Source organism: Bacillus sp. 220_BSPC, assembly GCF_001054655.1.
In the GTDB taxonomy this organism is placed as follows: Bacteria; Bacillota; Bacilli; order Bacillales; family DSM-1321; genus Peribacillus; species Peribacillus frigoritolerans.
The window spans coordinates 25,759-52,662 of sequence record NZ_JVPL01000030.1; the positions used below are offsets into that span (position 1 = coordinate 25,759).

The following is a 26,904-nucleotide window of genomic DNA, read 5'->3' on the forward strand; positions in this document are numbered from 1 at the left end:
TGTAACGAAATCGCCTCCTTGTGATTTTGTAAATACTTCCTTATGGATGGTTTTGCTGTTGCTTATTAAGAAACGCTATTTACAAAATCGGTGTATTTTTATATTATCACCGCCATAATGCTAAATCAAGACTATTTTTTGGAAAAATATGAATATTCATTCAAGTTCATTCTGTATATAATTAAGAAGAATAGGGGGAGAAATATGTATTTAACGATCGAAAAAGCTTTGAAACTTCCTGCCCTAAACCAAGTGGAAGTTATTGGAGGAAGTCAAGGGTTAACTCGGGTAATTAATTCAGTAAGTATAATGGATCATCCGGATATATCATGGATTAAACGAGGGGAACTCCTGCTGACAACCGGTTATGTGTTTAAGGATGACCTGAATGCTCAAATCAATCTTGTTAGGGAATTGTCGAAAAGAGGAAGTGCTGGATTAGCTATCAAGCTTAAGCGGTTTCTTTCTACGATTCCTCCTGGAATGGTGGAAGAAGCGAACAAGTACAATTTCCCATTGCTGGAGATTCCTTATGAAATGCCTTTATCCGACTTATTATTCAGCTTTACATATGAACTTGTTAATAAGGAGAAAGTGAAAAACAATGGAAAAGGAAGTGTTGAAGTTTTTCATTCTCTTTTGAATGGGGAAAATAGGAGTACATCTTTTATCCCCCAATTACAGGAATTTGGCTTTAATCCCGATAGGCCCTATATTCTGCTCTTAATAAACGGAACGAAAGAAGAAGGGGATTCATTCTTTCCAATTGGCAGAATGTTGGAGAAATTAAACCAAACGGAAAGGGAAGATTTCAAGTATTGGAATATCGACTTCGATGGTCAATTAATTATTCTGCAAGGGAAAGGAATGGTGACTGATGAACACCTTCTTATGCAGGCTCAACGAATTGCCATCCTTTTAGAAGGTCTTATATCCAAAGATGATCCTGGCACTTCACTATCCATGGGGTTAAGCAAGGTGAAAAAAGAAATCTACAATATGAAAGAAGGGTTTATTGAAGCTAAAAAGGCCATTCAACTTGGCTCGAGGCTTAACCCGACTAATATCAATGATTACGCAAGCGTTGAAGTTGAAGATCTAATAAATCAAATCCCTAAGGATGCCATGACTCAATACGTGCTATCCATGATTCAGCCGATTATTGTATATGATAGGGAAAATGAGGGGGAGTTGTTAAAAACGCTGGAAACCTATCTATTTTCAAGAGGGAGAATAGAAGATGCGGCACGGGCTTTGTTTGTGCATCGAAATACTGTAAAGTTCCGTTTGTCTAGAATTGAAGAATTATTGGGAGTTGATTTAAAATCGAGGGATATTGCTTTTAAATTGCAGTTTAGTATAAAAGCTGCGAAGTTATTACATGACTAAGTAAAGGAAGCATAATTTGAATGAATCGGGAATCAAGTGTTACTGCACATGAAAAACTGCCAGGGAATGAAGGATCCCTGGCAGTTTTTCATGTGTATGGGCCATTTTCTTATTGGTTATCCAGCAGACGTTTGGCATATAGGGCAAGTTTTATAGTGAACAGATCATCATTGCTTAAGTCCATTCCTAATCGTTTTTTTATGCTTTTAATTCGAAAATGGATAGTGTTTCGGTGCACCCCCATTATTCTGGCCGTTTCAGCAGGTCGAAGATTGCATTGCAAATAGGCCTCCAAGGTTTTGATCAGATCAGACTGGGTTTCATCGTCATGGTCCTTCAGCGGTGCTAAATTACCTGTAACAATATCCATGAGCACATTTTTTGGAGCATACTGCAAAATCTTAAATGTTATTAATTCTTTGTAGCCGTAAACTTCCTTTCCTGGGTTCAATCGTTTTCCCAAATCAATAGATTGTAAAGCTTCCTGTAGGCTATTGGCCAGGTTATTAATACCTGTATGATAGTTACCGACTCCTAGCGTAAGTTCCATTGGCAGGTGTTTAGATAAAGTAGAAATAATTTGTTGGCTTATCTGGGTGACTTGTGAATAAAAGCGGGTGCTCCCTAGGGGGATGGTATCCAGATAAATGATAACTAGACTGCCCTTGATATTCCTTATGAGCTTATCGATTTTATTTTGCTCGGTTAATGTTTCGATTGTTTTGATAAGCTGTTTATAAGTAATGGGATCATTCTTTTGATTCCATTGCAGCGTTAAAGGTAAAACCGTACATATGAATCCCCCAGTAATTTGTTGGACGCTGGATTTGTCCTCCGTCATTCCTAAAATCCCGTAACTTAAATTTTCGGCACCAACCCAGGAAATATCTTCCATACCATAGCTTTTCTCTTTTTGTTCATTCTGTCTCTTTACAATTTCACGAAGCAGGGGAGACATGATATCTGATAACGAAAACTCAGGGGGGATTTTGAGAATAGGCAAATTGGCCATATTGGCAATGCTGATGGTGGTTTGCGGAATTTCTTCCAGTTTGATGAACAATCCTGAACAATTCATTTTTGCCAATTCGATTACGAATTGGTCTAATTGTTGCGGATTATCTTGAAATAAGTATCCGGTTGTTAGAATCAATTCATTTGGCTTCAACCAGGAAAGCACATCAGGAGCATCAAAGCTATTGATGGATTCTATTTCTCTATTAAGTCCCTGCATGCCAGCTGCCACTTGGCATTGTTTGATCTGTGGTAATTTTAATGCATCAGTCATCGTTAAATGCATGATAGGTCCCCTTCGCTGTGCCTTTTTTCTCTAATTTAACTAATTTTTTGAATATTGGCAACAGAAGCCAAGCTATAAGGATGGCCTGTTCTTTAAACGGTGAGTGCGGTAAGCACAAAGGGGTTGGAAAAATATTAGCTTTTTCAGCTAATGACCTATAAAGGAACGCATGTATATAATTCAATTAAGTTAAGAATGTTTTGAATTATAAAAATAATTGGAAGAAGGGAGGGCCCGTATTGATATCTGACCTTAATAGCATTAATGAGTTGAACAAGGTGGAATTCATCCAAAAGTTAGGTTGGGTATATGAACATTCTCCATGGATAGCAGAGCGTTCATGGGAGTACAAGCCATTCATTTCCTTAGACGACCTAAAGCAGAAAATGGAAGTTGTTGTGCAGAATGCCTCATTATCGGAACAGCTCCAATTAATCAAGTCTCACCCGGACCTAGCAGCCCGGATTGATATGGCTGAAGCATCAGTTAAAGAACAATCCGCAGCCGGTTTGAATTCGCTTTCTCCGGATGAATATGAAGAATTTCATGCGTTGAATAATCAGTATAAAGAAAAGTTTGGATTTCCGTTCATATTTGCTGTCCGTGGCAGCGATAAAACGGTGATAAAGGCAGAGATGAAAAGAAGGATTGGTTTGGATCAGGCAAATGAACTTAAGGAAGCGATCAAGCAAATCCACTTAATTGCCAGCCACAGGTTATCTGATTTTATAAACTAGGAGGAGGAATAATATGACAGCTCAAAATGAAAACAGAACGATGTTTTACGGTAAAGGGGATGTATTTGTATATAGGACTTTTGTGCAGCCTCTTACAGGTTTGAGGAAAATACCGGAATCAAGTTTCACAGAAAGAGATAATACTATTTTTGGATTCAATTGCCAGATCTCTCTGAAAGGAGAAGCTTTTTTATCTTCTTTTACGGAAGGAGATAATAGCTTGGTGGTTGCAACGGATTCCATGAAAAACATCATTCATCGCCAGGCGGCCAATTATCAAGGAAATACGGCGGAAGGATTTTTAAAGTTCATATGTGAAGTCTTCCTTGATAAGTATAGCCACATAGATGCAGTGGAACTGACAGCAACTGAAGTTCCCTTCGATCATGTACTCGTTCCAAAAGGGGAAGGACATGAAAATAGTGATGTTGTCTATCGATGTTCCAGAAATGAAAGGGCTACCACTACAATCGAAGTCAAAAGGACACCTACCGGAAGCAAAATCGTTAAGCATTCAAGTGGAATAGTCGATGTCCATTTAATCAAGGTTAAAGGAAGCTCTTTTTATGGATTTATTCAAGATGAATACACCACACTGCCAGAAGCTCAGGATCGTCCACTATTTATCTACTTGGATTTCGATTGGGAATATAGCCGCTGGGAGGATGGCACTGGAGCGGATCCAGAAAAATATGTAGCAGCGGAACAAATTTGTGATATTGCAAACACAGTGTTTCATGAACTGAATAACCGTTCGATTCAGCAGCTCATTTATCATATTGGCATTAGGATTCTGGAACGTTTCCCTCAGCTGGCGAATGTTCAATTTAAAACCAATAACCGTACCTGGGAAACCGTTGTGGAAACCATTCCGAATTCAGAAGGAAGTGTTTATCAGGAACCACGTCCTCCGTATGGCTTCCAAGGCTTTGTCGTTACGCAAGAAGACGTTAAACAAAAAAAGGCAGCTGATTCAACGGTAGGGGCTTCCCGATAATGGACAGTAAGCTGACCACACATGTTTTGGACCTGTCTAAAGGTCTGCCGGCAAAAGGGATGAAGATAGAACTTTGGGCCATAGCAGAACAGGGAGACCATTCTTTCATTAAAGAGGTCTGTACAAACAAAGATGGAAGAGTTGATGATCCGCTTCTTCAAGGGGATGATCTCAAACCAGGTGAGTATGAGCTTGTCTTTTATGTTGGGGAATATTTCAATGATGGAGCGAATGATCCCAATATAAGGCCATTTTTAAATAAGGTCCCACTTCGTTTTGGAATAAGAAGTAATGAAGAACATTATCATGTTCCTCTGCTTGTTGCTCCGGGAGGATATAGCACCTATCGAGGAAGCTAGTAAATCAGTAAGAGAGTTGGAGGGTTCAATTTGGCACATGAACGTACTGGTGCAGTGACTTTAGGCGGTAATCCAGTGACCTTGATTGGTCCCGAACTAAGAGTAGGGGATAAGGCACCTGACTTCGCACTATTAACAAATGACCGCCGTAAAGCACATTTAACAGACTATAAAAATAAGACATGCATCATCACGACTGTTCCTTCGCTTGATACTGGTGTATGTGATTTACAAACAAGGGTCTTAAATGAAGAAGCAAGCAAAATGGGTGATGATGTAGCGGTGTTGGCTATCAGCGCAGACCTTCCCTTTGCTCAAGCAAGATGGTGTAAAGAAAGTAATGTCGAAGCTATAACCATTCTCTCCGACCATTTTGATTTGTCATTTGGTACTGCATATGGAACGTATATGAAAGAACAACGATTGGAATGCAGGGCAGTATTTGTAATCAATCAAGAAGGAACCATTGAGTATGTGGAATATGTACCGGAAGTCACGGATCACGCAGATTATGAATCCGCATTGCAGGTAGCGAAGGAAGTGATAAATAAAGCTGGTGCAGCTAAATAAACATTTTCCCTTACGAAGGAAAGTAAAAGTACATTCCATTATCCGCAAGACCGTCCGATTTACAAAAAGCTGGACGGTCTTTTGGTGATACTGAATTAAATTAGTAGTTTTCCAGTGACTTATCCATGTCTCTTTCTAATGTAAAATATAATTACTAAAATTAAACATTAATTACTTTTATTTGAAGTAAAATCATGCTATAATGAAAGTCCAATAGCTTTATATAAGATAGAAGCGCTTCCTTATCAGAGGAAGCGCCCTTTTTATGTTTTCACTTACTAATTAACATAACAATGCTAGAAACACCTGAAATAGAAATAAGTATACGTGTAAACTCCTGAAATCCGTCATCTCTGCTCCTTCCACTTCAATTTCTTGATGATAAACAGCCCCTGCAATGATATTTTCTCCCCCAGCGAATGGTAAAATCTATCGAGGGTACTATTTTCTTTTTAAAACCAACTTTTCTGGTCATATCCATTCCCACTTAAGAATGAGCAGTGGTTTAATACAATAAAAGTTTAAAAGCCCTTGCCTTCTTTTATTTCTTGTTGAAAGTGAGAGCTTTACATTATTCCCATTTTATTTATCAATGTAAGCATCTTTAGCATCATATATACTCTACAAAAATCCCTTCAGAAAAAAATCTGAAGGTTCTTTTATGTTCATATAACCTATTGGAAGTTGAGGATTTTAAACTAATATCCTCGATTTTGCTTAAAAAGTTAGAGATGCAATCAACACTAGCATGACTGAGCCTTTTTAGCCTTTTTACTGATTCCCCCAAACACAGTGTTTAGAACATAAATTAACAGGGAGGAGTTTAATTTGAAGAATTTCCAAATTTTCAAAGGTATTCAAATTATTATGTCCTGAAATAATAAGAAAAAATGCAGGAGAGGCCAAATGAAAAACAATAAATTATATCATGTAATTATCGCTATTTTTATATTTGTCTTAATGGTCGATCAGTCGGTCTATGCAATGGAATGGGAAGATGAAGAAGGACCCATAAGCTTTAAAATTGAGATGTTACCTTGGGAGATTGTAAACAACATTATTCCTGATAAAACAAATTTCACCATAATCGATATTGAAACTGGTTTATCATTTAAGGTACAACGAAGAGCAGGTAGCCATCATGCCGATGTACAGCCATTAAGTAAAGAAGATACTCAAATCATGAAGAAAATTTATAATAATAAATGGAGTTGGAATAGAAGAGCCATTATTGTATTAATCAATAATCAAATGATTGCTGCATCTATGCACGGAATGCCACATGGTGCTGGCGCTCTTCCAAATGGTTTTTCAGGTCATTTTTGTGTCCATTTCTCTGGAAGTATTACGCATCGTTTGAAAAACGAAGATCTTTCTCATAAATTAATGATATTGAAAGCTGCTGGTAAGCTTGATGATTATATACAAACGGTAAATCCTTATGAACTTATACGTATTTTTACCATTGCCATTAATCAAGGAAATCAGGAATTATTAGCAATGACCTTATCAAATCCTAGTCACCCTAACCGTGTCAATAAACTTGTTAAAGATATTATATATTTTGGAGTAGTTGACCCTTTAAGACAACCGCCTGAACAGCTAAATGGTCTATTTCTCGTGGATGTACCCGTTCAAGTAGCTATACATAAGAAGAAAGATGGCAAAGAAATAAAGGTTATGCATTTTATGATCCGCAAGGAGAGTTTGTCCGATCGTTGGTTTATTGATCAAGATGCAATTTATGAAGATTTGAAGTGAAAATTGTGAATGTTCAAAGAAACTAACCCAGGAGGTGCATTCAATTGAGATTAACATGGATTGCCGGACTTTTGCTATTCGTTCAACCAGTGAATATTTCTGAAAGCTTATCGGTAACCCACCAAGGACAAACGATTGCCAGTGTAAACCATGCTGATATTACAATGCCCTACCTGGATAGTCCTATGGTGGACGTGGATAAATACAATCAATTTGTCGAAAAAATAGACCGGCAAGTTTACCAAAAACCTGTAAATGCCACAATGGACAAACAAGGTAATATTCTACCTGGGCGGGCAGGTTACAAGCTATACCATCAAGCCTTTAAAGAACAATTTCATTCCTTTTTTACAGTAATAGATCATACAAACTAGAAGTACCTTTGCTTGCTATTCATCCAAAGGTTGACAGCGAAATACTTGCGGAAATTCGTGAAAAAAAGATAGGTGAATATAGAACCTATTTTAATGTCAACAATAAAAATCGTTCAAATAATATCTCACTTGCCGCAGAAGCCATTAATAATTATGTCGTGTTTCCAGGAGAGGTCTTTTCTTTTAACCAAGCTGTTGGCAAGAGATCTGTAGAAAAAGGATATATGCTCGCTCGGGTTATCGTTAAAGGAGAGTTTTCTGAAGGGATTGGCGGAGGGATTTGCCAGGTTTCATCCACCTTGTTTAATGCTATCGACAATGCAGGGTTGCAAACGGTTCAACGCTATTCCCATACAAGGAGCGTTCCGTATGTTCCATCTGGCCGCGATGCTACAGTAAGCTGGTATGGGCCTGATTTTAGTTTTAAAAACAAGTATAATCAACCGGATCCTGATCCGTGCTACGATCCAAGGAGGAATGGTGAGTATCATGGTTTACTCTTCAGATATGATTAATTATAAAATACGAAAGATTCCCGATGCTTCAAAGCAGATATCCAAAGAACAGATTATTCGTTCGTAAAAGTACACGTATACGAATGGGGGCACCTTAGGCAAACTTGGTTATATATAGAGAAGATACTCGTAAAAAACGGCCTTTGCTCATTGGAGCAAGGGCTTGTTTAGAGATGGGGAGGAACCAGCTTTTTGATTACTTGAACAAGCCAATCAATGTCTATGCTACAATCATTACAAGCATGGCCATTAATATAAGTTGATGTTTGGGAGATCACTATGGGAAAAATAAAAATAGCTTTGCTGCACCTATTGCCCATCGCTGGTGATGTGGAGCATAACCAGAAACTAATTGAACAAGCCATTCATATTGCAGCAAATAATAATGCCGAATGGATTATAACACCCGAACTATGTGTCAGCGGACTTCAATTCAATCATAAGATTGGGACTGGATGGATTATCAAGCAACCTGATGCTTGGATGAATAATTTGAGCCGTAAACTAAAGAATTTGAAAAGCACTGTATTTTTGGGCTGCCCTGAAAAAGGCAGGAACGGAGAGTTGTATAATTCTGTGTTTGTCATAGATAAAAAAGGTCATTTAATAGGTAAACAGTGTAAAATCAGTGTTATTGATGATTGGTCAGCTCCAGGGGAAGTATTAGAGCCAATAAAAACAGACAATGTTGAGGTTGGTATTATGATTTGTGCAGATGCATATAACAAAGATATTGCTTGCACCTTATCTGAAAAAGGAGCAGAAATATTACTTGCACCGTCTTCCTGGGGTCCCGGATTACATGGTCCGGAGGGAGAATGGGAACAAAGGTCACTAGAAACAGGGCTGCCCGTAATAGTCTGTAATCGTACTGGCGAAGACGAAACGGTCCGTTTTTGGGATGCAGAAAGCATGATCATAAAAAATGGTGTACCCCTCTTGACTCATAAATCAAAACAATCAGCCATACTTACCTTTGAATGGGATTTACAAAGCATGGAATTACTATCCCCCTCATTTCGACATCGATTACATATAATGGGAACATACACGAACTCTTGTTGAAAGAAAGGGTGCGCTAGTGAAGAAACGGAGCTGTCATTAAGGCAGCTTTTTCTTATTGCTAGAGGCGGTTAGTTCAACAGTGCCGTTTGGACTTTGTTCTACAATCGGGACATTTTCTTGAAAAAGAAAAGGGTTTATTCGTAGGTAAATCGAAGTTAATCAAAGGAATATATGTTCAAACCACTTTTGATGAAATATTCACCTACACTGACATACTGTTGTCAGCATAGACGTTTACACTAGCTATCGGAACAGCAACTAGGAAATCACCCGGTGACCCTAAATATTGAAGTATAGTTACTTACTCAACATTGAGGAGGAAATCGATTATGAGCGAAACAAAGACATTAAGAGGACTCACCACCGTCAGTTTTTGGGCGGATGATCTAGTGGCGGCAAAGAAGTGGTACGCAGAGCTGCTGGGTACCGACCCATACTTCGAACGCCCGGGATATGCCGAGTTTCGCCTCGGGGACTACCAGCACGAACTGGGCCTAATCGATAGCCGCTACGCGCCCGGTGGTTCGTCGACCGGCGCGGCCGGTGGTGCTGTCGTGTACTGGCACGTCGACGATGTGACAGCAACTTTCGAGAAGCTGCTGTCCATGGGAGCGAAAGAACACGAGGCACCCACAGTTCGCGGTCAGGGGTTCATTACTGCATCCGTGGTTGATCCCTTTGGGAATATCCTAGGCATTATGTACAATCAGCACTATTTGGATGTTCTGGATTCGAACAGAAAAGCTTGATCCGCGCTGCCGGCATCCAAAGCATGTCCAGTTTGTACTGCTCGCATCACTAGTTTGTTTATACAATTTATAGAATCGTTACTGATCGCAGCTGTCATTTAAGGCAGCTTTTTCTCTTGGTTAAATGGATAGTACCCTTGCGTTATCTCCATCGAAAAAAAGCCTATCTCTTATGAGGGGCTTTTTGATTTGTAAGAGGAATATAAAGCTAAATAAATGTAAGCCGCATTCCTCCGATGAAAAATGCGGCTGTTTGAAATATTATTTAAGGGTTTAATACCCTCGATTCCGATCTACCATTCCACTTAAGGGTTGTTCACTTGAAAATCGCTTTAGATTTTCTATGAAAAAGTTGCTCACTTCGTTAATCGTACTTGGCCCTGACAGGTGGGAAGTGACAAACACATTGGGCATGGACCAGAAGGCATGTTCTTTTGGCAACGGTTCTGTCTCAAATACATCGAGGACTGCTCCCTGAAGATGTCCTTCCCTCATGACAGATAGTAAATCCCCTTCATCTATCAATGCACCGCGGCCAACGTTGATAAGGTAAGCGTTGGGTTTCATGGCTAAAAGAAGGTCCTGGTTAATGATATGATAAGTGGAATTTGTTAAAGGAAGGGTTAGGACCAAATAATCCAGATCTTTTACAAATTCACCCCATTGATCTGGAGTAAAGTGGAGATCCACGAGTGTTGCTTGTTTTCCACTAAAGCTTAACCCATGTACATACATATCAAATGCTCGAGCTTTACGTACAAGTTCAGCGCCAATCGATCCAAGTCCGGCGATCCCGATTGTTTTCCCTTTTAGGGTTTCAGAAATGAAAGGATCCCACCTCCGCTCCAATTGCGATTGTTTCATCCGAGGACCGTCTTTCACTATGTCCAAGAGAAACAAAAATACATATTCAGAGATGTAAGCACCAAATTGGTCCATAATTCGAGTTAATGTAATGTTTTGAGGTATCGATTGGTCTGCAATCAAATCATTGACCCCTGCTCCCATTGATTGAAACCAGCGAACGGATGAGGCAATTGGCTTACATAGTAATTGTGTCGGGAAATTCCACCCCAAAATAACTTCAGTGCCTGGTAAATATTTTTCTGCTTCCTCCAAAGTTTTCGCTGTCTTTACCGATATGAACCCACTATTGCGGATACGATCAGCATAAGCATCGACCTCTGTCTGAATAGGACTAAATACAAGAATGTTTGGTTTGTGTGTACCCCCCATTGGCTCTCTCCTTATTGATTCTTTAAATATAGTATAAATTCTTCCACCTGAGTCGTACATGGATAAAAAAGCAGTGCATTACTTTCGAGTATGCACTGCTTTTTAAAATTTCTCCAGAATCATTCGTTTTATTTATTTAACAAAATGGCTTCTGCGTTACCAGGCTGCAGAGCTGTTTGCAGTGTTCTTTTTTCTTCATCGTTTAAAGGGACCATTGGTAAGCGGACACCTCCAACATTTAATCCCCGCATATTTAATGCTGATTTTACTGGTGCCGGGCTTGGTGCAGCAAATAATGCTTTCATGATTGGAAGAAGGGTACGATGTGCAGCGGCAGCACCATGGACATCACCATTTTTAAAGCTATTGATCATTTCTTGCATTTCATTACCAATTATGTGTGAAGAAACCGAAACGATGCCTGCTCCACCGATGGCTAAAACCGGTAATGTTAACCCATCATCGCCGCTGTATAAAGTAAAATCACTAGTTGTTTTGCTTATGATTTGTGCCATGGCATCCAAGTCACCGCTTGCTTCTTTTACTGCCACGATATTGTTAATTTTTGAGAGACTAACAATCGTCTCCACTGACATGTTTACAACGCTTCGTCCTGGAATATTATATAGCATTACCGGTAATGATGTGGAATGGGCAATAGCGCTAAAGTGCTGAAATAATCCTTCTTGAGACGGCTTGTTATAGTAGGGGGTAACGAGCATGATTCCGTCGACTCCTGCTGCCTCCGCTTGCCTTGTTAAGCTGATGGAAGCTCTCGTGTTATTTGAGCCGGTTCCAGCTATGACTGGAACTCTTCCATCAACAACTTCTACAACAAATTTGAATAAATCCACTTTCTCTTCTTGAGTTAATGTAGGGGACTCTCCAGTAGTACCGGTTATTACTAATCCATCAGAACCATTAGCAATTAAATAGTTTACTAAAGTTCTCGTAGCATTAAAATCAACCTCTTCATTATGATTGAACGGGGTAACCATTGCGGTTAAAACTTGGCCAAAATTCATAACTTCACACCCTTTAGTATAATTTTTAAAAATATTCAGAGGTGGTTAGGGCCATTCAGGAGTAAACGCAAAAAAGCAACAACGAGGATTCGCTGCTGCAGTAGAAACAATATTTACCAAAAAAATGTTTCCGCGCATAAGATAGCCCTCCATATAGTTTCCTATATGACAGTCCTGTATTTATTCAATAGCAGAACCAGCTTCAAGAACATGAGATTCTTTCCGCTTCGGCAAATTCCCCTTTCCACAATAGTCATAGGATCTCATTCTCCTCAAAATGTGTACTAATGGTCTTTGCTCCTCTATCCTCACTTCAAAAGATTCCGAAGTAAGAAAATATTTAATTGATTGTAATATAACAGGGAATCCATTCTGTTGCAAGCCTAATTATGAAGTTTTTTAAGAATGCTAGAAATCTATGGAAATGGCTAGAGTATTGGGGTGGATTCATCTTTATTAGTTATTATGTAAAACTCAATATAATAGTTTTATAAAACAAACTGTATGAAAAGTTTTACCCTTTTATAGTCAGTTTTTACAATTGATATATCTTATAGAAGGAATTAGTATTTATCTTATGAATACCTAGAATAATGATCAAGGAGGAGGATAACATGACTAATGCAAAACTAACAAAGGATAGAAAAGATATGAAAATTCGTGATGTTTGGGAAGCAAGAAAACGAATAGCTTCAATTGTAAGTAGAACTCCATTGATTCAATCTACTATACTATCAGAAAAAACTGGCCGTCCTGTTTTCTTAAAGCTTGAAAATGTCCATGAGGTTGGAGCATTTAAAGTAAGGGGAGCTGCCAATAAGATACTCAGCTTGAGTGAAGAAGCAAAGAAACGTGGGGTTGCAACGTTTTCAACTGGAAACCATGGTATGGCTGTAGCATATGTAGCAAAAAAAATAGGGATTGATGCTGTTGTATGCATTTCAAATCGAGTACCAAAAGCAAAAGTTGATTCATTAAAAAGACTGGGAGCTCAAATTGAGATAGTTGGTGATAGCCAAGATGCCGCAGGAGAGCGTTGCTATGAGCTGGAAAGAGGGAAAGGATTAACGGTGATTCAACCATTTGATGATCCTCACGTCATAGCTGGACAAGGAACAATTGGCTTGGAATTGTTAGAGGATCTTCCTAATCTAACAGATGTAATTGTTCCCCTTTCAGGTGGTGGGCTTCTCTCCGGAATTGGCTTGGCATTAAAGTCATGTGATCGTGACATAAGAGTAACTGGTGTTTCAATGGAACAATCAGCCGTCATGTATGAAAGTTTGAAAGCTGGTAAACCAGTAAAACTAGAGGAAAGCGAGACACTCGCTGATAGTTTATTAGGTGGAATTGGCCTTGATAATCAATACACGTTTGAAATGGTCCGGCAATATATAGATGATGTGGTACTCATACCTGAAGATGAGATTGCATTTAGTATGGCTTTGATGATGGATAAACACCGAATCATTATGGAGGGCGCGGCAGCAACGGGAATTGCGGCTGTTTTAGGAAACAAAATTCCTCAGCAAGATGGTGATATCGCCGTTATTATAAGTGGACAAAACGTTGATCTTTCGATACTGCTTAAGTTAATCCAAAATTATACCTGTGAAAATAAAGGGTGAGCTTATCTCCAATAGCAGTGACATCAGTCTTGATAATTTGAAAATTAAAAGCGGTTTTTTAGGATTGAGAGAAGGGCCAGGGAAGCATAATATGGCATCCAAACATTACGTGCCATTGAACTTCTCTATTTACATGAAATCGATTCATGAGGAATTTAATTAAATCATAATCAAGTGATAAATGGCAGCAGCAATTACAGGGACATGGTAATTTCGATTGTTAAATCAGCAATGAATGGTACGAGTATTTCATTGGTGAACGAGTTGCCAAACTGGCGAAAGGGGATACATGCAATTAAGTTCTAACAGCCATGTAAATATGTACAATCAACTAGCGATGACCTTCTAACTGAGATCCATATTACAAACCCTAACCCCGAAAAATTACTACAGACGAAGCAAAAGATGCAGGCTGTATTTAAGAAAAACCACACCAATTCAATCATGTGATAAAAATGGGAGAGAACAAACTTCAAGACGCAATCCCTATCCGTCTTGGCCAAGAATTTGAAACACATAGACTTGTAGTAGAACGTAATTTTAAAAATATTACCTCAATAAAAAGCGGAGTACAGTAGACGGTATCCTGATAATATGGTTTCCTATAAATAGTAGTTTTTTATCTTTTTTAATCTTTAGATGGTCAGAGGGGGACAACATGAGATTAACTATAAAGGATGTTTTAAATTACGAGATTATGAAAAAGGCAAGAATTATAACTGGAAAAGACTTTGAAAACGAACGATATATTCAATGGATTTCTGTGATAGAGATGCCCGTGGAAAATTTTGTTCGTAAAAATGAGGTTGTACTAACGACTGCTATTGGATGTAACAACGATGTTGAAACATTAAAAACGTTTGTACAAGATGTTATAGACTCTGAAGCATCAGCACTGTTAATCGCAACGGGAAGGCATATATTCGATATTCCAAAAGAAGTAATTGATTTAGCAGAGAAGCATAATTTCATGATTATAGAACTCCCATGGGAACTCCGTTTTTCCAGGATTATTGAAAAGGTTATGAAAGAGATTAACGATATTCATTACAAAGAACGGGAAAAATCAGAGAAGGTACAGCAAGAGCTGTTGAAGTTAATTCTTAAAGAAACAGACCTTAACCATATTACAAAATTCATCCAAAGACTTATTGGCTGTTCAATCATCATTACCGACCGATCAGGATCAATTCAAGAAATAAGTAGCCATACTCAAAGCTTTATTAAAGAGTGGAAGAGTTATGTTTTACAGGGAATTCTTCCTTTAAGGAAAGAAACATACATAGAAACGCATGATCCTATGTTTCAGAAGTTTCAAATGATTGAAATAAAAGATCAGACAATACTACAGCTTCCAGTGCTGCAGGTTTTAGGGGATGCACAAGGCTATATATTTGTGTTGTTACCTCGTAAGACATCTGTAGATTCCTATTTAACCCAATATCGCGTGAATGTGTTAGAGCACTCAGCTACAACAATCGCTCTTTGGCTTTCAAGAAAAAATGCCGTTGAGGATACGAAAATGCGTCTTCGCAGTGATTTTGTACAAGAGCTTGCCAAAGGTGAATTTGTTTCAAGTGATCAGGCAAGTTCAAGAGCCAAATTACTCGGATACAATATAAAGCTGCCTTACGTTTCCATTGTAGGGTACCCTGAAAATCTAGAGGTGCTTTTTCGGAAGCGAAAACAAGATGATGATTCATTTGAGCATTGGCTTGAAAATATGATTCGCTATATTGAAGAAGAAATTTATTACGCAGCACAATCTCTTAAACGAGAAGTAATGATGACATACCAAGGGGAACAGCTCCTTATTTTTCTTGAAATCCCTAGCAAAACTGAAAATGAAAACGCTACAAATTTCTTAGACCTAGTAGAACGCCGCTTAGGAAATTTACTTCCAGAGGTTATCATATCTTGGGGAATAGGAAACTACAGTGAAGATTTTAATGGATTTGCAGAAAGCTATCAACATGCAAACGTTGCTTTAAATATTGGAAGACGTAAAAAGGGAACAGGGAATCGTATGATGTACGAGAAAACACGGGTTGACCGAGTGCTCTTAAATCTTGCTCAGAATAACGAAATGAAAGAAGTCATAATGTCAACGATTGAACCACTTGTTCAATATGACAATCAGCGTAATATGGATTTAATTGAGACCTTTAGTGTATATAATCAGTTTCAAGGTAATGTAAGCCAGACGGCAAGGTCATTGAATTTACATAGACAGTCCTTGTTGTACCGCCTAAGAAAGATTGAATCATTGACAGGACTTTCTCTTATAGATCCAGAGGATTTATTTTTATTGGATTTAAGTATTAAGACTTGGAAATTGGGTGTAACTGAAAAAATAACACAACAAAGATAAAATTCGGAGATAGAAACATACGGTAAGTAAAGGTCCTAATGTATAAAACCGGTAAGGTGAAATGCTAAAAGGTGACTCAATCAATGCTGAACAGGCAAAAATTGCTGAAGAATCAAGTACGGTAGCTGTATTGCACTAGAACGTGTACCGGCTGATGAAGAATATCATCTTGTTAAACGTAAATACGTTGTACCGTTTGTAGGTGGTTGGCGGACTGCTTCGATAATATTTCCTATTTTCAGACTCTCCCTTTGTCCAAAGCATAAATGCATACCCCATCACCGATACCCTTACCAAGATTATGAATTATTGTCTCAAAAGGGCTTTTTACAATCCTATGAATTTATTGAGATATTTACTTATTATTCACAGTATTTCCAGGAGGATGACCAGTAGTCTATTATTCTCAAGGATCCGAAAAAGTTAGACCGTCATGAAAATCTAGTAACAAAGATTTTCATGACGGTCTATTTTGTTTTTCTAGGTGAAGTAGTATTGGGACGAATAACCTAGTTTCATGATTAATCGTCTTTTTTGAACTTCGTAGTTAGAATGCATTCCTTATAAATAGAAAGTCTTGTTGAAAGGATAAAATGTATGGTTTTTTGGTCAGCTTTTTCGATTTTATTAAATTTTATAATTTGTCTACAAACTTGTTTGAATCTTCATACATTTTTGCGGATGATAGAATTTTCGTTCTACCATTATAATGAACCCATAGAGTTAAAAAAATTAAAAACTTAGTTGAACGAGGAGGGAATGTTCCATGTCATTTGGAACTGCAGAGTATAAAGAGAGAATTCGTAAAACAAAAGAGAGAATGGCATCAAAAGGGATTGAAGTATTACTTATTACAGATCCGGCAAATATGAACTATTTATCCGGTTATGACGGTTGGTCCTTCTATGTACATCAAATGTTAGTGATTATTAGTGACGAAGATCAACCGATTTGGATTGGAAGGGGGCAAGATGCAAACGGGGCCAAAGTAACAACATGGCTTTACCACGAAAACATCATTCCGTACCCAGACGATTATGTACAATCTGATACAAAGCACCCAATGGACTTTGTAGCCGATATTGTAAAACAAATTGGCCAAGATAAACGTTCCATCGGTGTTGAGATGGAAAACTATTATTTCACCGCAAAATGCTATGAACAGCTGAAAAAGGGACTACCAAATGCCTCGTTTCAAGATGCAACGCTTTTAGTAAACTGGGTTCGTAATGTGAAATCAGATCTAGAGATTGAGTACATGAAGCGTGCTGCAATAATTGTTGAAAAAGCAATGATGGATGGAATTGGACTAATCAATGAAGGTGTTCGTGAATGCGATGTAGCTGCAAAAATTTTCCATTCTCAAATCACTGGAACAGAAGAATTCGGTGGTGATTATCCAGCAATTATGCCACTGCTTCCATCAGGAGAGAAAACATCAACTCCACACTTAACGTGGACAGATGAACGCTATAAACAAGGAGATACAGTGATTCTAGAATTGGCTGGTTGCTATAAGCGCTATCACTCACCACTCGCAAGAACAGTGAATATCGGTCAACCTTCCGAAAAAATAAAAGCGCTTTCAGAAGTGGTTGTCGAGGGATTGAACACGTGTCTTGACATGATTAAGCCAGGCATTGCATGTGAAGAAATTGAAGAAACCTGGAGAAAATCAATCAAGAAAAGCGGGATCATAAAAGAGTCACGACTTGGATACGCAATGGGACTTAACTATCCTCCTGATTGGGGTGAGCATACGGCTAGTATCCGTAAAGGAGATAAAACGATTCTTCAGCCGAATATGACATTCCATCTCATTCCAGGGATTTGGTTAGATCAGTATGGATTTGAAGCGAGTGAATCATTTCGTGTAACAGAAACTGGCTGTGAAACATTTGCATCACTTCCAAGACATTTGTTCATCAAAGATGGAGTCCTTACAAAAAACTAGACACCATTAAAGGAGTTGAATCGGCACCATGCTTATATATACTGAGCAGGAGCTTAAACAATATGTGCCATTAAATCTTGAAGCAATCAGCATCGTAGAAGAAGGATTTTCTAAACTAGCCAAAAAAGAAGTGGAAATGCCACCGATTATGCGTGTTGATGTTCACGATCAAAATGGCGAAGTAGATGTAAAAACAGCATATGTCAAGGGCAAAGACATGTTTGCGATAAAGGTTTCTTCGGGATTCTTTAATAACTATAAGCTAGGTCTTCCTAGTGGGAATGGACTAATGATGTTGATTAGTACACAAACTGGTATTCCACAGTCGCTTCTTTTAGATAATGGCTATTTAACTGAGGTTAGAACTGCTGCAGCGGGAGCGATTGCTGCCAAGTACCTTTCACGGGAAAATATTGCAACAGTTGGCGTGATTGGCGCTGGAAGTCAAGCAAGATTCCAGGTTAGGGCTTTAAAATTGATACGCGATTTTAAGAAAATACTAGTGTATGCTCGTTCGACTGATCGTGCAAAAAAGTATGCAGAAGATATGGCAGCAGAAATAGGCATTGAAGTCCAAGTGATGGACAATGCTGAACAAGTTGTTCGGAACAGTGATTTGATTATAACCACAACCCCATCAAAAGAGCCGATTATCAAAGCCGAATGGCTGCATCCAGGCCTTCATATTACAGCAATGGGATCTGATGCTGAACATAAGCAAGAGTTAGAAGCTGAAGTGCTGGTACGAGCGGATAAGCTTGTGTGTGATACGAAAGCACAATGTTCCAGACTTGGAGAATTGCATCATGCGCTTGATAGTGGTGTGTTAACAAAAGAATCATCCATTATTGAACTTGGTCAATTAACATTGAAAGAGTTGAGAGGCCGTGAAAATGACGGAGAAATTACCGTTTGTGATTTAACGGGAACAGGAGTTCAAGATACAGCGATTGCACTTTTTGCTTATAACGAAATGGCGAAACGGAATTTAGGAATAAAGGTTGAAAATAAAACGTTATCATTAAAAAATTAATGAGGAGTGTTTATATGACAAACAATAACGCTAAATTGGGTACAAAAGCAGTATGGGCCGGGGAAAAAGAGTATTTAGTTCACGGAGCAACACAAGTACCGGTCGTGCTAAGCGTAGCTTACGGTTATGATGATATGGATGAATGGTATGATGTGGCAATCGGAAAGAAAAAAGGCCATATTTACGGACGTAACACAAATCCAACAGTTCAAGCATTTGAAGATAAACTGAAAATTCTAGAAGGTGCCGAAGCAGCAACAAGCTTTTCAACTGGAATGGCAGCTATTAGCAATACATTGTCCACCTTTTTATTGCCGGGTGATCGGATTGTGTCGATAAAAGATACTTACGGCGGTACGAATAAGATCTTTACAGAATTCCTTCCACGTCAACAAATAGAAGTTTCACTTTGCGAAACAGGAAACCATGAGCAAATTGAGGTGGAAGTTGCAAAAGGATGCAAAATCTTATACTTAGAAACACCGACAAACCCAACCGTGAAAATTACGGACATTGAGCGCATGGCAAAAGCGGGTCGTGATGCAGGTGCACTTGTGATTGTTGACAATACATTTGCGACGCCAATCAATCAGAACCCCCTCTCACTAGGTGTAGACTTGGTAATCCATAGTGCAACAAAATTCCTTGGTGGTCACGCAGATGCATTAGGTGGTGTTGTGTGCGGTTCTAAAGAGCTTGTTGAAAAAATCTATCACTTCCGTGAAATTAATGGGGCAACAATGGACCCAATGGCGGCATACCTAATGTTGCGCGGTATGAAAACACTTCACCTTCGCGTTCGTGAGCAATGTAAAAATGCAATGGCTCTTGCTAAATACTTACAATCAAAAGAAATGGTAGAGAACGTCTACTATCCAGGACTAGAATCGCATCCACATCACGATATTGCGAAAAAGCAAATGAAGGATTTTGGTGGAATGCTTAGTTTTGCAGTAAAAGGCGGAGTAGATACAGTAAGAGACCTTCTTCCGAAATTACAATTTGCAAACCGCGCTGCGAATCTCGGTGCTGTTGAAACAACAGTAGGACCTGCTCGTACTACAAGCCATGTTGAATGTACTCCAGAAGAGCGTGCAGCAATGGGAATTCCTGAAGGGTTAATTCGCGTTTCTTGTGGAATTGAAGATATTGAAGATTTAATTGCAGATTTTGAGCAAGCATTTAATCACGTTGAGAGCGTTTTGCAAGTCTAATAGATACCTAGTTTACTATAGGAGTTGAGAGGTGAATGTCAAATAATCATCCTATGGTTAAACAAGCTAATTACTTGTTTAACCAACTGATTGAATGGCGCCGCACGTTTCATCAACATCCCGAGCTTAGCTTTCAAGAGTTCGGGACCTCCCAATTGATTGCTGAAACGTTACAAAAAATCGACGGAATGAAAGTAGAAAGAGGAATTGCAGTTGAAACAAGCGTTGTCGGTATATTAACTTCTGGTGAAGGTCCGACGATTGCAATCAGGGCTGATATTGATGCTCTGCCCATTACAGAAGAAAATACTACAAGTTATTGCTCAAAAAATGATGGTATTATGCATGCATGCGGACATGACGCCCATACAGCTATTTTACTAGGTGTCGCTATCATACTTGCTGATCTCTTTAAAAAGGGTGAAGTAACAGGAACAGTTAAATTCATATTTCAGCCGGCAGAGGAAAGTACTGATGAAAGCGGACTTTCTGGATCGCCTTATATGGTGCAAGCAGGTGTTTATGACAAGGTAGATGCTGCTATCGCCCTTCATATGTGTCCATGGCTTCCAGTCGGTGACGTACAAATGAGTGATGGTTACAGTATGGCAAATGTCGATGTATTTGAAGCGAAGATTTATGGAACAGGTGGCCACGGAGCGTATCCTGAACTTGGAACTGATCCAATATGGATGCTCGGACCTGTTATGCAAGCGTTACACGGTATTGTTGCTCGCAAGATATCAGCATTGGATGCAGCGGTGATTAGCATAGGTCAAATCCATGCAGGAACAGCAAGTAATATCATCCCAACAGAGGTCTTAATTGAAGGTACGATTCGCAGTTATACACCCGAAACCCGAGATTTATTAGCTTTAGAATTAAAGAAAGCGATTTCAATTGTTGAACATCTAGGTGGGAGTTTTTCCTTGAATATCGAAAGAGGAGAACCAGCCTTAAATAATAGTGCTTTGGTCAATCAATTGATTACCGAAGCCATGCTTGAGATCTATCCTGAAATACAAATCACGAAACGTCCATTCGGACTAGGAGGAGAAGACTTCGGCTATGTGACACAAAAAATTCCGGGTTCTATGTTTTTTCTAGGATGTGCACAAAAAGAAGGAGTTCAAAGAGATTTGCACACACCGATTTTTGATATCGACGAAACATGCTTACCTATAGGAACAGCAATTCTCGCGCATACAGCTGTAAGGTTTTTAAATGGAGAGGTATACTTACCGATCAATCATAATTTGGAGGCGCAAAAACATGGCACATAAACTAGCATTTATTGGATTTGGTGTAGTTGGTCAAGGATTAGCTGAAATCCTGCGTGATAAAAAAGAAGAATTAAAACAAGGTGAAGGCTTTCAAGGTGTAATTGTCGCAATTTCGGATTTAATGAAAGGCTCAATCTATCATCCGAGCGGTCTTGACATCGATACAGCTTTACGAGTATTAAAAGAAACGGGAAGTCTAGAAAACTACCCAAAAACGCCAGGCCTTGTGACGGGGTGGGATAGCCTAAAAACGATTCGTGAAACAAATGCAGATACAATTATTGAGGTTTCATACACAGATGTAAAAACAGGTCAACCCGCCATTAACCATTGTAAGGCTGCATTTGAAAGTGGAAAAAATGTTGTCATGACAAATAAAGGTCCTGTTGCTCTAGCTTACAAATTGCTTTCTGAAATTGCTAGTAAACATGGCGTATACTGGGGATTTGAAGGAACGGTCATGAGCGGAACACCTGCTTTACGTATGCCAATTGCAACGTTGGCAGGAAATGATATCACCGAAATACGCGGAATTTTAAATGGTACAACAAACTACATTTTAACCAAAATGGAAGTAGAGGGTGTGTCTTATGAGGAAGCGTTAAAAGAGGCACAAGAGCTAGGGTTTGCAGAAGCAGATCCTACTAGTGATGTTGAAGGCTATGATGCAAGATATAAAATTGTCATTTTATCAAACTATGTCATGAACGCACCACTAACAGTGGAAGAAGTATCATGCAAAGGGATTACTGACATTACATTAAAAGATATTGAAGATACTTATTGATTTACTTACCAAAGGCTTCAGTCTGTTTTCAGGATGCGAACGTTGAGTTCGACAATTTATAACAAACAAGTTTTGGTTCTGTCATTTCATGAATCGCAAATTTGATCCCTTCACGTCCTAGCCCTGAATTTTTCATACCACCGAACGGCATCGCATCTATTCGGTAGTCACTGCTGTCATTAATCATAATGCCACCAACATCCATCTTTGCAATGGCTTTATGGGCTTTGTCGATATTTTTTGTAAAGATACCTGCCTGTAATCCGTAATTTACTCCATTTGATTTTTCAATTGCTTCATCAAGATTCGAAACCGGGAAAAGCAAAACAACAGGTCCGAAGATTTCCTCTTTTGCAATCGTAGAATCTTCTGGTATATTTTTCAAAACGGTCGGCGAATAGAATGCCCCGTTACGCGTTCCGCCTGTCAATAATACAGCACCTTTTTGAAGGGCTTCATTTACCAGATTCTCGACACGTATCGCTTCTTTTTCTGTAATAAGTGGCCCCATATCGGTAGATTCTGATTGTTTATCACCAATCTTATATTGGTTGGTACGTTTCACAAATGCTGCTTCAAATTGATTAATAATATCTTCTTGAACGTATATCCGCTGGACACCAAGGCAGTTTTGACCAGCTGCCCAAAAAGCACCGGAAACCGTTGATTCTACGGCTTCTTCTACATCGGCATCCTCCAATACGATAACAGGGGAATTGGAACCTAGCTCCATACCGATTTTTTTCAATCCTGCTTTACGAACGATTCCTTCTCCTGCCTCAATCCCACCTGTAAATGAGATCATTCGTATCGCTGGATGTGTCACAAGAACGTCACCAATCTCATGTCCGTAACCAGTTATCACGGCTAACACTTTTGGAGGAAGTCCCGCTTTAGCGAATGCTTCTGCAAGTAAAAGAGCACTTAATGGAGTGACAGTTGCCGGTTTTACGATAATGGCATTTCCTGATGCAATCGCCGGCCCTACTTTATGGGCAACAAGGTTTAATGGGTCATTAAAAGGGGTAATGGCGCCGACAATACCGATTGGAACTCGATAATAATACCCGACCCGATTCTCATTTCCTGGCATTTGATCAAATGGTATCGTCTCTCCATGAATCCTTCTTGCTTCTTCTCCACTAATTCGAAGTGTCTGAATGCATCTTGCAACTTCTTTTGTCGCTTCACGGATTGTTTTACTTCCTTCCTGCGCAATGGTTCTTGCATATTTTTCTTTATTCGCTTCGATATAATCGGCTGCTTTATTAATGACTTCCATTCGTTCATGTACAGACATAGCAGCAGCAATTTTTGCCCCTTCTTTCGCTGCCTCGATGCATTTAAGCATATCTTCGGCTGAAGCAGCAGGCACTGTATCAATAATACTGTTATCCTGTGGATCCCTCACTTCAATAATTCGGTCACTATTCACCCATTCACCCGCAAGAAACATCTTTCGACCAGCAACTTGAGTTGCCATAACATTACCACCCTTCTTCGATTAGATATTTACTAATTTCCTTTCACGATCAATGGTAATTAAGTCTATTAAGAGGGAGAATCCTGTTTCAACTTTCCCGGCACCTGCACCGCTTAAAGTCACTGTGCCTAAAAGATCACATTCGTACGCAATCGCGTTAGTGGCACCGCTGATTGAGGCAAGAGGATCTGTAACATCGACTTTTTCTGGAGCAATTGAGGCAATGACCTTGTCGCGAAATAAAAAGTTAGAATTAAATAAGAAGGGATACTGATCCCTAAAAAACAAAAACCGGCGACCACTCTAAACCCACCTAAAACCACATAATAAATTAATAAAGCAAATATGGAGGTCACCAACCATGTGTTAATTTGGGGGAATACCCATGATTGAACGATTTCAAGATAGGATCTTAAAACAGAAATACCCACCATCAGCCAATACAGTATCCAAATGATATTTAGTAAACCGCCAAGCCACTTTCCAAAAAGTCGTTTCTGTATGCCTATTAAGTCCATATCGTGCCGATTTAATAGGTTGTACATACCCCAAATACCCAATGACAAGACTACACCACTTATAATGACCGCCATCCAAGCATCATGGCCAGCAGATTGAATAATTATCCTTTGAAATCCCAGGACCCCTACACCCACCTGAATTTTAACGATTAAAAAAAAGACTAGAAATGGCGAGATTTGATCACTTTTATCGTTCATGTAAGAAACCTCCACTCTCACTTACTCTTTAGAATCCTCCTTGGGTTCTAACCTAACAGTGTCTTCCGTCTGAACCTCAATTGGACGTTTAGCCTGAAGAAAAAATGGTAAACGAATCAAGGCATCCCGCATATCATAAATCCTTGGCGGATATAACGGTTCAAGAAATGGCCTCCCTAAGGAAGTTATCCTCAGTAAATGCACAAGCAAAAAACAAAAACTGATAGCTATACCCAATAATCCTAAAAAATAAGCCATAAGTAGGAGAGGAAATCGAATTAAGCGAATGGTATTACCCATTTGATAAACAGGTGTAGTAAAAGAACCAAGAGCCGACAATGCAACAAGAATTAACAATACATTACTCGTCAGCCCTGCTTCAACAGATGCCGTCCCAATAACAATACCACCTACGATACCTATTGTTTGACCTACTTTAGTCGGCAGTCTAGCTCCTGCCTCCCTGAGAAGTTCGATGGCTAATTCCAAGATTAATGCTTCTAAAATCGGTGGAAATGGAATTCCGCTACGAGAAATCACAAGCGTACTGACTAAATCCTTTGGGATCAACTCATAATGATAGGTGAGAACTGCGACATATATGGGGGTCATTAAGATGGAAAACAATACAGCAAAAAAACGAATAAGCCTAAAGAATGAGGCAATTGTCCAGTTGAGAAAATAATCTTCGAATGCCGCAAAGTATTCAAAGAATGTAGAGGGCCCAAGTAAGCCATGTGGAGCTCCATCCACCAAGATCACTACTTTGCCCTTGATTGTAAGATATGGATATTATTAACGAATGGTAGGATTTTATACGCACGAATACTTAGTTGAAATTACCGATTAAAATTAGTGGCCAACTGTAATTTGAGTTTTAATCGAATAAATAAAAAAGAATCATAAAAGGGGAGTTGTATTTTCTACTACTCCCTCGTTTAGAACCTATAAATCTAGTTGTTTAGCGATTTCTCCCTTATATGAACTCTGGCATCATTTGTTCTGATTTACGGAATTTTTTCAAGCTAAATCCGGTTACATTAAAATAAACCTCAAGGTGTCAAGTATGGTCAAATAGGCGAGGCCAATACCGAAAAAGAGGGTCTATTCCTGAATATATAATTTTTGTTTGTTACTTTTTTCCCATTCGCTATAACTTTTATATTTTTGCGCTTTTTTAATCCTTACTTTGTGTTAATAACACAAATAAAGGATCATACATATTAACCTGCCTAATATGTATGATCCTTCTATATTTATTTTTGTATAGGTTAAATTATGCCCTGCTTATTCATACCCTTCTCTTTCATTTCTTGCACTTCCTCTTTCCACCATAGTGCTTTATCTGGATTTTTCAATAATTCTTGGATTTCGCTTTGCTCCTTAACAACTGGTGGAGATCCACGTAACGATTTACCAGCTGTTTCTTTGACAAATAAAGAAACAATGATAAGTCCGAATAGACAAACAGTCATTAGGTAATAAGCTGGGAACATACTATTCTTAGTGATACCAACGAGCCAAGCGATTACAAGGGGGGTAGTCCCTCCGAATAATGATGTTGAAATATTATAGGTAATCGCAAGTGACCCGTAACGTACTTTCGTAAAAAATAATGAAGGTAGCGTTGCTGGAAGTGCTCCTTGGAAAGCAGCGAGTAGACTACTAAGAAGGAGCAAGCCGCAAAAGACAATATAATTATTGCCGTTACCAATCATCATAAATGCTGGTACACTGAGTAAAATGACACCGATTAAAGCTCCCGTAATAATGCGATTACGACCAATACGATCACTCAAATGGCCCATTGTTAAGATAATAGGCATCATGATAATCATAACGATAATCATCAAAACTAATCCTTTAGTTTCACCATAACCAAGTTCTTGCGTTAAATAAGCTGGCATATAAGTGAGTACCATATAGGACATCGTGTTATAAAAGAGAACTATACCTATGCAAATTAAAAGTGGTTTCCAGTGATTTATAACAATTTCTTTAAGGGAAGTATGGTGTTTTTTTTCTTCTTCTTTTATCATCGCTTCAAAGGCAGGTGTTTCTTCTAAGCGAGTCCGAAAATATAAACCGATAAATCCTAAAGGACCAGCAATTAAAAATGGAATCCGCCAACCCCATTCGACCATCTTTTCAGGACCGAGAAGGAATGTGATAAAAGTGACTAACCCAGCACCAGCAGAGAAGCCTGCGAGCGTTCCAACTTCTAAACCACTCGCCATGAAACCACGTTTTTTATCTGGGGTTGATTCTGCGATAAAAGTCATTGCACCTGCATATTCTCCTCCTGTTTGGACGTTGATTTCCACTCCAGGCACTCGCTTTCCGCGGGCGGTCGGG

21 protein-coding genes, 6 pseudogenes and 1 riboswitch are annotated in these 26,904 nt (G+C 38.9%); of the genes and pseudogenes, 19 read left to right on the top strand and 8 right to left on the bottom strand.

Translation table 11 applies throughout. From position 1 onward, the window contains the following. The first annotated feature begins 204 nt into the window (after positions 1 to 204). A complete protein-coding gene (locus ADA55_RS02070; protein WP_048678394.1) occupies positions 205 to 1,389 on the top strand; it encodes a PucR family transcriptional regulator in 1,185 nt (394 codons plus the stop codon). 109 nt (positions 1,390 to 1,498) lie between these two features. On the opposite strand, the gene ADA55_RS02075 is transcribed toward ADA55_RS02070, so the two are convergent. Further along, positions 1,499 to 2,689 carry a PucR family transcriptional regulator gene (locus ADA55_RS02075; protein ID WP_048678397.1) on the bottom strand — a complete coding sequence of 397 codons (1,191 nt, stop codon included), beginning with the start codon at positions 2,687 to 2,689 and terminating at the stop codon, positions 1,499 to 1,501. Between the two features lie 239 nt (positions 2,690 to 2,928). Here ADA55_RS02075 and uraD point away from each other — a divergent pair, with 239 nt between their 5' ends. The 9 genes and pseudogenes from uraD (at position 2,929) to ADA55_RS02115 (ending at position 9,816) form a co-directional block, all read left to right on the top strand. After that, on the top strand, positions 2,929 to 3,426 hold the full coding sequence (gene uraD, locus ADA55_RS02080; RefSeq protein WP_105718765.1) for a 2-oxo-4-hydroxy-4-carboxy-5-ureidoimidazoline decarboxylase: 498 nt from the start codon (positions 2,929 to 2,931) through the stop codon (positions 3,424 to 3,426). Between the two features lie 13 nt (positions 3,427 to 3,439). After that, positions 3,440 to 4,423 (top strand): factor-independent urate hydroxylase, encoded by a 984-nt coding sequence (pucL, locus tag ADA55_RS02085; RefSeq protein WP_048678400.1) that lies wholly within the window; start codon positions 3,440 to 3,442, stop codon positions 4,421 to 4,423. Next, positions 4,423 to 4,782 (top strand): hydroxyisourate hydrolase, encoded by a 360-nt coding sequence (gene uraH, locus ADA55_RS02090; RefSeq protein WP_034304629.1) that lies wholly within the window; start codon positions 4,423 to 4,425, stop codon positions 4,780 to 4,782. Before pucL ends, uraH begins: the two co-directional genes overlap by 1 nt. A gap of 30 nt (positions 4,783 to 4,812) precedes the next feature. Next, on the top strand, positions 4,813 to 5,352 hold the full coding sequence (gene tpx, locus ADA55_RS02095; RefSeq protein WP_048678402.1) for a thiol peroxidase: 540 nt from the start codon (positions 4,813 to 4,815) through the stop codon (positions 5,350 to 5,352). A 906-nt stretch (positions 5,353 to 6,258) separates the two neighbouring features. After that, positions 6,259 to 7,113 (top strand): hypothetical protein, encoded by an 855-nt coding sequence (locus ADA55_RS02100; protein WP_053087354.1) that lies wholly within the window; start codon positions 6,259 to 6,261, stop codon positions 7,111 to 7,113. 44 nt (positions 7,114 to 7,157) lie between these two features. Beyond that, positions 7,158 to 8,069: pseudogene (locus ADA55_RS02105) on the top strand (VanW family protein). A gap of 37 nt (positions 8,070 to 8,106) precedes the next feature. Beyond that, entirely contained in the window at positions 8,107 to 8,265 is a 159-nt protein-coding gene (locus ADA55_RS29080) for a hypothetical protein (RefSeq protein WP_153246084.1), read from the top strand. A 16-nt stretch (positions 8,266 to 8,281) separates the two neighbouring features. Beyond that, positions 8,282 to 9,067: a carbon-nitrogen hydrolase family protein gene (locus tag ADA55_RS02110; RefSeq protein ID WP_048678405.1), complete on the top strand. Its 786-nt coding sequence runs from the start codon at positions 8,282 to 8,284 to the stop codon at positions 9,065 to 9,067. Positions 9,068 to 9,396: 329 nt separating this feature from the next. Continuing rightward, complete coding sequence (locus ADA55_RS02115; RefSeq protein WP_048678408.1) at positions 9,397 to 9,816, top strand: VOC family protein; 420 nt, start codon at positions 9,397 to 9,399, stop codon at positions 9,814 to 9,816. Positions 9,817 to 10,089: 273 nt separating this feature from the next. Here ADA55_RS02115 and ADA55_RS02120 read toward each other — a convergent pair whose 3' ends face one another. Together ADA55_RS02120 and dapA are read right to left on the bottom strand one after the other, a co-directional pair. Continuing rightward, positions 10,090 to 11,052: a D-2-hydroxyacid dehydrogenase gene (locus ADA55_RS02120; RefSeq protein ID WP_048678409.1), complete on the bottom strand. Its 963-nt coding sequence runs from the start codon at positions 11,050 to 11,052 to the stop codon at positions 10,090 to 10,092. Between the two features lie 128 nt (positions 11,053 to 11,180). Then, complete coding sequence (dapA, locus tag ADA55_RS02125) at positions 11,181 to 12,077, bottom strand: 4-hydroxy-tetrahydrodipicolinate synthase (RefSeq protein ID WP_048678412.1); 897 nt, start codon at positions 12,075 to 12,077, stop codon at positions 11,181 to 11,183. A gap of 134 nt (positions 12,078 to 12,211) precedes the next feature. After that, positions 12,212 to 12,390: riboswitch (Lysine riboswitch) on the bottom strand. 301 nt (positions 12,391 to 12,691) lie between these two features. Here dapA and eutB point away from each other — a divergent pair. From eutB to ADA55_RS02160, 9 genes and pseudogenes are all read left to right on the top strand, one after another. Next, positions 12,692 to 13,705, top strand: coding sequence for a hydroxyectoine utilization dehydratase EutB (gene eutB / locus ADA55_RS02130; protein WP_048678415.1), 1,014 nt, complete (start codon positions 12,692 to 12,694; stop codon positions 13,703 to 13,705). A gap of 434 nt (positions 13,706 to 14,139) precedes the next feature. Beyond that, a pseudogene (locus tag ADA55_RS31295) lies at positions 14,140 to 14,283 on the top strand (lyase family protein); the annotation flags it as partial. Positions 14,284 to 14,363: 80 nt separating this feature from the next. After that, positions 14,364 to 16,076, top strand: coding sequence for a PucR family transcriptional regulator (locus ADA55_RS02135; RefSeq protein ID WP_048678417.1), 1,713 nt, complete (start codon positions 14,364 to 14,366; stop codon positions 16,074 to 16,076). 61 nt (positions 16,077 to 16,137) lie between these two features. Further along, positions 16,138 to 16,232 (top strand): annotated as a pseudogene (locus ADA55_RS31300) (hypothetical protein); the annotation flags it as partial. Between the two features lie 610 nt (positions 16,233 to 16,842). Next, positions 16,843 to 18,030: a M24 family metallopeptidase gene (locus tag ADA55_RS02140; RefSeq protein ID WP_048678419.1), complete on the top strand. Its 1,188-nt coding sequence runs from the start codon at positions 16,843 to 16,845 to the stop codon at positions 18,028 to 18,030. Between the two features lie 28 nt (positions 18,031 to 18,058). Then, positions 18,059 to 19,063 (top strand): cyclodeaminase, encoded by a 1,005-nt coding sequence (locus ADA55_RS02145; protein ID WP_048678421.1) that lies wholly within the window; start codon positions 18,059 to 18,061, stop codon positions 19,061 to 19,063. Positions 19,064 to 19,077: 14 nt separating this feature from the next. Beyond that, entirely contained in the window at positions 19,078 to 20,277 is a 1,200-nt protein-coding gene (locus ADA55_RS02150; protein ID WP_048678423.1) for a cystathionine gamma-synthase family protein, read from the top strand. A gap of 35 nt (positions 20,278 to 20,312) precedes the next feature. Then, entirely contained in the window at positions 20,313 to 21,560 is a 1,248-nt protein-coding gene (locus ADA55_RS02155; protein ID WP_048678425.1) for a M20 metallopeptidase family protein, read from the top strand. Then, positions 21,550 to 22,338, top strand: a pseudogene (locus ADA55_RS02160) (homoserine dehydrogenase); the annotation flags it as partial. The gene ADA55_RS02155 and the pseudogene ADA55_RS02160, both read left to right, overlap by 11 nt. A 37-nt stretch (positions 22,339 to 22,375) precedes the next feature. On the opposite strand, the gene ADA55_RS02165 reads toward ADA55_RS02160, so the two are convergent. The 5 genes and pseudogenes from ADA55_RS02165 to ADA55_RS02180 all read right to left on the bottom strand — a co-directional run. Next, positions 22,376 to 23,830: an aldehyde dehydrogenase family protein gene (locus tag ADA55_RS02165; RefSeq protein WP_048678427.1), complete on the bottom strand. Its 1,455-nt coding sequence runs from the start codon at positions 23,828 to 23,830 to the stop codon at positions 22,376 to 22,378. 21 nt (positions 23,831 to 23,851) lie between these two features. Further along, positions 23,852 to 24,058: pseudogene (locus ADA55_RS28135) on the bottom strand (homoserine dehydrogenase); the annotation flags it as partial. Then, positions 23,959 to 24,549, bottom strand: a complete 591-nt coding sequence (locus ADA55_RS02170; protein WP_053087355.1) for a GerAB/ArcD/ProY family transporter — start codon at positions 24,547 to 24,549, stop codon at positions 23,959 to 23,961. The pseudogene ADA55_RS28135 and the gene ADA55_RS02170, both read right to left, overlap by 100 nt. 21 nt (positions 24,550 to 24,570) lie before the next feature. Continuing rightward, a pseudogene (locus tag ADA55_RS02175) lies at positions 24,571 to 25,323 on the bottom strand (spore germination protein); the annotation flags it as partial. Positions 25,324 to 25,820: 497 nt separating this feature from the next. Then, positions 25,821 to 26,904, bottom strand: a 1,084-nt coding sequence (locus ADA55_RS02180) for an MFS transporter (RefSeq protein ID WP_048678441.1), incomplete at its 5' end; no start/stop codon positions are given.

Bases quoted from the DNA above. Each gene is read 5' to 3' on its own strand.
- ADA55_RS02110 (WP_048678405.1), top strand. From the start codon at position 8,282: ATGGGAAAAATAAAAATAGCTTTGCTGCACCTATTGCCCATCGCTGGT.
- ADA55_RS02075 (WP_048678397.1), bottom strand. From the start codon at position 2,689: ATGCATTTAACGATGACTGATGCATTAAAATTACCACAGATCAAACAA.
- ADA55_RS02115 (WP_048678408.1), top strand. From the start codon at position 9,397: ATGAGCGAAACAAAGACATTAAGAGGACTCACCACCGTCAGTTTTTGG.
- pucL (WP_048678400.1), top strand. From the start codon at position 3,440: ATGACAGCTCAAAATGAAAACAGAACGATGTTTTACGGTAAAGGGGAT.
- uraH (WP_034304629.1), top strand. From the start codon at position 4,423: ATGGACAGTAAGCTGACCACACATGTTTTGGACCTGTCTAAAGGTCTG.
- ADA55_RS02165 (WP_048678427.1), bottom strand. From the start codon at position 23,830: ATGGCAACTCAAGTTGCTGGTCGAAAGATGTTTCTTGCGGGTGAATGG.
- dapA (WP_048678412.1), bottom strand. From the start codon at position 12,077: ATGAATTTTGGCCAAGTTTTAACCGCAATGGTTACCCCGTTCAATCAT.
- ADA55_RS02140 (WP_048678419.1), top strand. From the start codon at position 16,843: ATGTCATTTGGAACTGCAGAGTATAAAGAGAGAATTCGTAAAACAAAA.
- ADA55_RS02145 (WP_048678421.1), top strand. From the start codon at position 18,059: ATGCTTATATATACTGAGCAGGAGCTTAAACAATATGTGCCATTAAAT.
- eutB (WP_048678415.1), top strand. From the start codon at position 12,692: ATGACTAATGCAAAACTAACAAAGGATAGAAAAGATATGAAAATTCGT.
- ADA55_RS02070 (WP_048678394.1), top strand. From the start codon at position 205: ATGTATTTAACGATCGAAAAAGCTTTGAAACTTCCTGCCCTAAACCAA.
- ADA55_RS02120 (WP_048678409.1), bottom strand. From the start codon at position 11,052: ATGGGGGGTACACACAAACCAAACATTCTTGTATTTAGTCCTATTCAG.
- ADA55_RS02170 (WP_053087355.1), bottom strand. From the start codon at position 24,549: ATGAACGATAAAAGTGATCAAATCTCGCCATTTCTAGTCTTTTTTTTA.
- ADA55_RS02155 (WP_048678425.1), top strand. From the start codon at position 20,313: ATGTCAAATAATCATCCTATGGTTAAACAAGCTAATTACTTGTTTAAC.
- ADA55_RS02100 (WP_053087354.1), top strand. From the start codon at position 6,259: ATGAAAAACAATAAATTATATCATGTAATTATCGCTATTTTTATATTT.
- ADA55_RS02135 (WP_048678417.1), top strand. From the start codon at position 14,364: ATGAGATTAACTATAAAGGATGTTTTAAATTACGAGATTATGAAAAAG.
- ADA55_RS02150 (WP_048678423.1), top strand. From the start codon at position 19,078: ATGACAAACAATAACGCTAAATTGGGTACAAAAGCAGTATGGGCCGGG.